General features: G+C 32.7%; 9 protein-coding genes. 7 read left to right on the top strand and 2 right to left on the bottom strand.

All coding sequences use genetic code 11. The features are described 5' to 3' along the window. Nucleotides 1–385: 385 nt before the first annotated feature. Nucleotides 386–1,084 (bottom strand): HipA domain-containing protein, encoded by a 699-nt coding sequence (locus M0Q24_RS11180; RefSeq protein ID WP_295050680.1) that lies wholly within the window; start codon nucleotides 1,082–1,084, stop codon nucleotides 386–388. A gap of 29 nt (nucleotides 1,085–1,113) precedes the next feature. Next, the gene (locus M0Q24_RS11175; protein ID WP_295050678.1) at nucleotides 1,114–1,485 is read right to left on the bottom strand and encodes a hypothetical protein; all 372 of its coding nucleotides are present in this window, start codon (nucleotides 1,483–1,485) and stop codon (nucleotides 1,114–1,116) included. Between the two features lie 333 nt (nucleotides 1,486–1,818). Between M0Q24_RS11175 and M0Q24_RS11170 the strand changes: the two genes are divergently transcribed. The 7 genes from M0Q24_RS11170 (at nucleotide 1,819) to nrfD (ending at nucleotide 6,272) form a co-directional block, all read left to right on the top strand. Then, nucleotides 1,819–2,664 carry a hypothetical protein gene (locus M0Q24_RS11170; RefSeq protein ID WP_295050676.1) on the top strand — a complete coding sequence of 282 codons (846 nt, stop codon included), beginning with the start codon at nucleotides 1,819–1,821 and terminating at the stop codon, nucleotides 2,662–2,664. Between the two features lie 147 nt (nucleotides 2,665–2,811). Continuing rightward, complete coding sequence (locus M0Q24_RS11165; RefSeq protein ID WP_295050674.1) at nucleotides 2,812–3,063, top strand: CopG family transcriptional regulator; 252 nt, start codon at nucleotides 2,812–2,814, stop codon at nucleotides 3,061–3,063. Continuing rightward, the gene (locus M0Q24_RS11160) at nucleotides 3,051–3,191 is read left to right on the top strand and encodes a type II toxin-antitoxin system RelE/ParE family toxin (RefSeq protein WP_295050682.1); all 141 of its coding nucleotides are present in this window, start codon (nucleotides 3,051–3,053) and stop codon (nucleotides 3,189–3,191) included. Before M0Q24_RS11165 ends, M0Q24_RS11160 begins: the two co-directional genes overlap by 13 nt. Further along, nucleotides 3,188–3,343 carry a hypothetical protein gene (locus M0Q24_RS11155; protein ID WP_295050672.1) on the top strand — a complete coding sequence of 52 codons (156 nt, stop codon included), beginning with the start codon at nucleotides 3,188–3,190 and terminating at the stop codon, nucleotides 3,341–3,343. Before M0Q24_RS11160 ends, M0Q24_RS11155 begins: the two co-directional genes overlap by 4 nt. Nucleotides 3,344–3,374: 31 nt before the next feature. Continuing rightward, nucleotides 3,375–4,454 carry a PAS domain S-box protein gene (locus tag M0Q24_RS11150; protein ID WP_295050670.1) on the top strand — a complete coding sequence of 360 codons (1,080 nt, stop codon included), beginning with the start codon at nucleotides 3,375–3,377 and terminating at the stop codon, nucleotides 4,452–4,454. 274 nt (nucleotides 4,455–4,728) lie between these two features. Then, on the top strand, nucleotides 4,729–5,367 hold the full coding sequence (locus tag M0Q24_RS11145) for a 4Fe-4S dicluster domain-containing protein (protein WP_295050668.1): 639 nt from the start codon (nucleotides 4,729–4,731) through the stop codon (nucleotides 5,365–5,367). Further along, nucleotides 5,367–6,272, top strand: a complete 906-nt coding sequence (nrfD, locus tag M0Q24_RS11140) for an NrfD/PsrC family molybdoenzyme membrane anchor subunit (RefSeq protein WP_295050667.1) — start codon at nucleotides 5,367–5,369, stop codon at nucleotides 6,270–6,272. Before M0Q24_RS11145 ends, nrfD begins: the two co-directional genes overlap by 1 nt. Nucleotides 6,273–6,304 lie beyond the last annotated feature (32 nt).

Here is a 6,304-nt window from a genome sequence, read left to right as displayed (position 1 = left end):
TTAATTTGCTTTTTTAGCTCTTCGTGGTTTATCAAACTCATGTGTAAATCCTTATAAATAATTCACTTGATGACTATATCAAATAAATTCAATTTTTAAGGTTTACACAGTTAGATTTACACTCTCCACGACAGTCGTTATCCGCTCGCTACGCGACCGGATAACGGGGGCGCGGGTTGAACACCCGCTTGTTATATGTCGCACAGCGCCAGATAACAAGCGGGAGGAGCAAGCAACCATTGCAAAACCTAAAGGTTTTCCAACGGCAGTTACTCACCCGCGCCCCCGTTATACTACTAAGAAAGTGGGTATAATTTAGGTAGCATGTCTTTTTCAAGACTTGATTGCTACTATGCAATTCTCTAATGTTAATAACTTTATGTAGTTATTCCCAAATGCTTTTCTCATCTTCCTTGACTTCGACTTGCATATATTTCTTTAAATACAATACCCTTTGTTTATAATATTTTCTCAATGTCTCTTCAAAGGGTTTACTGTATCCAAATCTGTTTGTAATTATCTTCAGAGCTTTGATTTTTCCAGGAAGAAGGTCAATATAGTTTTCAAATGTATTGAGGAACTTTAATCCTATCTCTTCAATAACACTTTTACCCACCTCCTCATCTATATCAAACTTATCAGCAAGCCATATTAAATCTTCTCTTTTTATATTTGTATTTTTATTCCTTACAGCCATACCAATATCATGTTCAGAAGTGTCTTTATAGAACTTGATTGTTGATATATCGTAATAAGGAGCAAGAGTCATATCTCTTTCATCTGGTGCACTTGATTTGTAGATTAAAGATATGTTTTTTGCATGTAAGTCCCCATGTGATATTATGGCAGAGAAAACGAAAAATCTAAATAGTTCTAACATCTCATCTTTGTTAAGATATTCAGCAGCTTTTTTCATTGCTTCTAATGCAGTGATATTATATTTCTCTGAAGAATTCTTCCCTATTAAAGTAAGAATTTCATGATGATCTATCTTGCTCCCTTTATATCTGTCAAATCCCTTTATAATGTAAAGGTAATCTTGTTTTATGTTTAATAATTGCATTGTATGGAATGCTAAACCCAAAATCCCTTGCTAGAGTCATAAAGATATGCTCATTGACTAAAAGATGAGGTTGCGTCGTAAATTAGATTGTCGGTGTTGTATGGCTTCATTATGTAATCGCCATCTTCTTCTTCATTATGGGAGATAATTTTCGTCTCTTTGTCTACTGAAATACTGAACTTATATTGATAGCCACTTATCCCAATAGCTTTACTACCATGTAGTCCAACTGGATATATCTTTTTATCATCAATATCAATTGTATAATCGTCTAGTATATTTGGATAAGTGTAGTTTTGTTCTAAAATACTCTCTTTTTCTTGGGCGAATGAGAACACTTCACCTGGTACTGCTGTAAAACTTTTAAAGTCCTCTTGCGAATAAAACTCAAAACTACCATGAATATTATCAAGGTGCAGCAATGGCTCAATAAGACCTTTTATTTTATATCTTACTTTTATTAACTCAAGCTGTTCATGCTCTGGAAGAAGATTCTCAAAAATAGGGAAAAGAGTTTTTGAAGTATTGTTCTGTTTTTTTATACCAATTAGATAATGTTTTTTATTTACACCGGATAAATAATTAAAATGTATACCAGCTTTGTCTTCCTATTGGAGAGCTGTTTTTGATTACATAAATTTTCAAGACTTCCCTTATTAATTAAGTATATATACTTAATTATATCCATATACTCATTAAAAGTCAAATAGCTGAACTTGACAAATTGTTTATAACATATGGGGAAGTATAAATTTATGAGGCAAGATTACTTTAGTAAAAATAGAGATGAAATAAAGTCAATTGCTAAACAACATGATTCTTACAGTCTGGTGGATTTAAAGGCTTTGTTAAGTAGTCTAAAAGACAAGGGTTTAGTTTCTTACTCTATGACATCAAATAAGTTCTATGATCGACTAGTAGATATTGGTCTGCTTTCCTTCAGTGTGTTTTTAGATGGAGGATATATTACCAGGTACTCTTTTCATAAGGACCTATCAGATGAAAAGTTGTTGGTTGCATCAAAGAAAAGAGCTTTCCTTTCTATGAGTAGCAGTCTTAATTACCAAGGCTTATCATCGTATAGAGATGATTTTGTATTTGTATCACAAGAGCAAACATCTAAAGATTTCTATAGTAATCCTGAATTGACACAAAAGGCTATCGATAACGCATTTGCAAAAGATTATAGAAGAACTCATAAAATTGGAAAATACAATAATAAACATATAGTTTTTTTAGAACCAAAAAATACTAAAGACTTTGGTGTTGTAGAAGTCAAAGGGGTTAGAGTTTCAAATGTGAACAGAGCACTTGTAGAAATGGTAGTTAATGTACAGTACTTTAGAAACTCAAAAGAAGTCATAGGTGTGTTTTCAAAAATTAAAGATTACATTAATATTGATGAAGTTTTTGAAATAGTTGAAAAATTTGATTTTATTTACCCATATTATCAAAGTATAGGCTATATATTAGAAGAGATAGGGTTTAATAAAGAAGAACTGTACAAGTTCAAAGAGCGTATATCAGAATTTGATTTCTATACTGATAAGAATCAAGTAAACTACACTTATATCCCTTATTGGAAGATGTATGTGATGTAAAAGAGTTAAATGGTGTTTTATTTTTGTTCATCTTACTTTAAATTAGTATAATTCGCTGATCCGCGCCCCCGTTAGCTTCCAAGATACAAGACTTAATTTAAAGGTAATCAAGCAACACCCTTGTGAGTGAATCTCCACAGGTGTATTATGAAAACAGTAACTATGAGAGTAGATGATTCTGTCTACGATATGATTAAACTCGCAGCCCAAGGTCAAAAACGAAACCTTTCAAACTTTATAGAATTTGCAACAATACAATATTTAACATCATCACAATTTGTAGAAAATGAAGAGATGGCAGAAATTATGGGTGATAAAAAGCTTGTTCAAAATTTAAAAATTTTGTTTATCCTCAACTTAGAGAAAACCCTTTTTATGGAACTAATATTAAAAAACTAAAAGATAGTCTTGAGGGCTACTATAGATATAGAATTGGAAATTATAGACTTTTTTATCTTATCAAAGATGACAAGCTTATCGTAGTAGTAGTTGATTTTAGACATAGACAACAGGCTAGAGAAACATGAAAATTGAACAAGCTTACAATATTGATTCAATTGAAATACTTAATGTTGAAGATGCTTATGATTTTTATTGGGCAGGAACTATTAAAGATAAAAAAACTTTGAATGCCCATGATATTGACTTTACTTTTTTAAACAGTTATAATTTTTTATAATAAATTAAAATTTGTTTATAAAGATGATGTCATGCAAACAGATGAATCAAATATTCTCAAACAGTATAGACAAATAGTTGATGAGAGTAATATTGTATCAAAGTCAGACCTGCTGGGAACAATCACTTACGCAAATGATAAGTTCGTTGAGGTTTCTGGTTACCCTTTAGAAGAACTCCTCGGTCGTCCTCACTCTATCCTTCGAAATCCAGATACACCAAAAGAGTTTTTTAAAGAACTTTGGGAAACCATACAAGCTAAAAAAATTTGGCGTGGAGTCGTTACAAATAGAAAAAAAGATGGAACTTTTTATATAGTAAACGCTTACATATATCCAATACTATCAAAAGATGGAGATATCTTAGAGTATATATCCATCCGTCACGATATTACAGAACTAAGAGAGTTAAATACTAAGGTGCAAAATCTACTTGAGTATGGAAATTCTCAACAATATATAGCAAGAAACAAGCTTCAAAGTGGCATTGTCAACGAGTTTGAGTCAGATCGTTGTAAAGTTATATATCATCCATCAGATATTTTAAGTGGAGATTTTTACTCTATATTTAAAAGAGAAGATGGCTCAACTTTTATCTATTTACTTGATGGTCAAGGGCATGGAGTTTCACCTGCTTTGACTGTTTTTGCCACATCTGCAACCATAAAAGAGATGATAAAAGGAAAACAGAGTTTAAAAAAGATGTGTAAGAAGATTTTTCCTATCATAAAAAGTTTCTTAGGAGATCTAGAACAACTCTCATATACAATGATTTTAATAAATCCAAGATCTACAAAGCTATCTTATGTTTCAGGTGGGATGTATCCATTTAAAGTAAAGTTTGATGACAATGTATATGGAGTAAAAGCAAACAATCTGCCATTTATGAATTTTTCAAAAACTCCAAAACCTTCAAAACTAAATATTTCAAAGTGGCAATCTATGATAATACATAGTGATGGGGTAGTAGAGCATTCTTATAAAGACCAAGAGCAGTTTAAACCTAAAGAAATAATAGAAAATCCAGCCCTAATTGACTCCATAACTAACTCTTTAAATGACTATAAATTTAATGATGACTTTACACTTATTCATCTAAAAAATGCCACATAAGTTAAAAATTGTTATTTAGGTAAAGTTTTTTTTACTAAAGAATTATAATTAATACTTAATTACAAACTATTCTTTAAGTAGATAGCAAAATTACCCAACAAAAGCTATTTATCAAAAAATTATCACTTATTTATAACTAATTTAAGATTACTTTGATACTATTTTTCATACGTAAAAGAGCCTAGTTTAGCACTATAACGGCTTCTTTTTAAGTGTATTAGTTATGGTTATGAATAGAAAATGTCCTAAAACGATTTAGGCAAAAGGAGAGTATATGCAATTAGGTTTCCTAGTTGATTTGCATCTGTGTATGGGATGTAAAGGATGTGAGATCGCATGTAAAGTGGAAAATGAAGTGCCACTTAGTACATGGAGACTTCGTGTTAAGTATGTGGATGTGGGAACTTTCCCAGAGACAAAAAGAACTTTTACCCCTCTTAGATGTAATCACTGTGAGAATGCTCCTTGTGTGAGAATTTGTCCAGTAAGTGCTTTGCATTATTTGGAAAATGGGATTGTCAATATTGATAAAGAACGCTGTATTGGCTGTGCAGGTTGTGTTATGGCTTGTCCTTATGGTGCGATTTATATAGATCCTCAAACGCAAACTGCAGATAAGTGTACTTACTGTGCACACCGCGTTGCATCTTCAATGATGCCATCATGTGTAGTTGCTTGTCCAGTTCAGGCAAATATTTTTGGCGACTTGGATGATCCAACATCAAACATCTCTAAATATATCCAAAAGAACCAAAGTAATGTTCAGGTTAGAAAACCAGAAAAAGGTACAAACCCTCATCACTTCTATGTAAATGGTGGTAATGTTAGCTTAAATCCTCTTGCTTCAAAGAGAGTAGAAGGTTTTTCACTGTTTAACAATATAACTACACTTCCAGTAGGAGGAGCGCACTAATGGCGGCACATGAAATTTTAGCAGCAACAAATGCTGTGGTTACTTTAGACGTGGCACTTCCTGGAATAGTTTGGCCTTGGTTGGTTACAGTTAATATGTGGGCGAAGAGTATCGGTACTGGTGTTATCTTCATGTTGTTTTTACTTATTAGGACACATCCAGATCAAGTAAAAGGCTTAAGATTTCCTACAACCGTAGTAGCTCTTATCTTTATCCATATCTTTTTACTTTTTACTCTAGCGGACTTGCATCAACCATTTAGAATGTGGCATATTTTCTTCTATCCTCATCTATCTTCAGCGATTACTATCGGTGCATGGATGGCAACTCTGTTTGTAGGATTACTTTTCCTTCTTGCCTTTGTAAGCTTTATCAAAAAAGATAATGAACTCTTTGACAAGATACTAACTTGGGTAGTGATTTTAGCAATCCCAGTTACACTCTATACAGCAGCGCTTATGTCACAGTGTACAGCTCGTGAACTATGGCAGATGCCAACAGAGTCGGCTCAAATGGTTTTTGCAGCACTTCTAGCTGGATCAGCATTTATGATCTTGCTAGGTGGCAATAAACTAAACTACGAAGCTAAGAAGACTCTAGGTGTAGTCTTAGGTCTAAGTGCTTTAATGTCTTTTACTCTATATATGTCAGAGTATATCTTTGGACCTATGAAAGCTGAAGAAGTTGCTTTTATCTTAGAATATATCAAAGGTGATGGACCATATACAGTGATGTTTTGGTTAGGTCAATGGATAACATATCTCTTACCGATGCTTCTTATCATCTTAAGTAGAGCTTCAAAGAGCGAGAGTCTTTTAAAACTTGCAGCGTTATTAGCGCTTGTAGGTCTGTGGTTAGTTAAGCATGTTTGGCTAACAATTCCACAATTATTACCAATGAGTTAGGGAGAATTAGATGTATTTACAAAGTAGAAGAA

The organism is Sulfurimonas sp. (assembly GCF_023228785.1).
Classification (GTDB): Bacteria; Campylobacterota; Campylobacteria; order Campylobacterales; family Sulfurimonadaceae; genus Sulfurimonas.
This window is presented reverse-complemented; position numbering and strand designations above follow the sequence as displayed.

Bases quoted from the DNA above. Each gene is read 5' to 3' on its own strand.
- M0Q24_RS11155 (WP_295050672.1), top strand. From the start codon at position 3,188: ATGAAAATTGAACAAGCTTACAATATTGATTCAATTGAAATACTTAAT.
- M0Q24_RS11150 (WP_295050670.1), top strand. From the start codon at position 3,375: ATGCAAACAGATGAATCAAATATTCTCAAACAGTATAGACAAATAGTT.
- M0Q24_RS11145 (WP_295050668.1), top strand. From the start codon at position 4,729: ATGCAATTAGGTTTCCTAGTTGATTTGCATCTGTGTATGGGATGTAAA.
- nrfD (WP_295050667.1), top strand. From the start codon at position 5,367: ATGGCGGCACATGAAATTTTAGCAGCAACAAATGCTGTGGTTACTTTA.
- M0Q24_RS11170 (WP_295050676.1), top strand. From the start codon at position 1,819: ATGAGGCAAGATTACTTTAGTAAAAATAGAGATGAAATAAAGTCAATT.
- M0Q24_RS11165 (WP_295050674.1), top strand. From the start codon at position 2,812: ATGAAAACAGTAACTATGAGAGTAGATGATTCTGTCTACGATATGATT.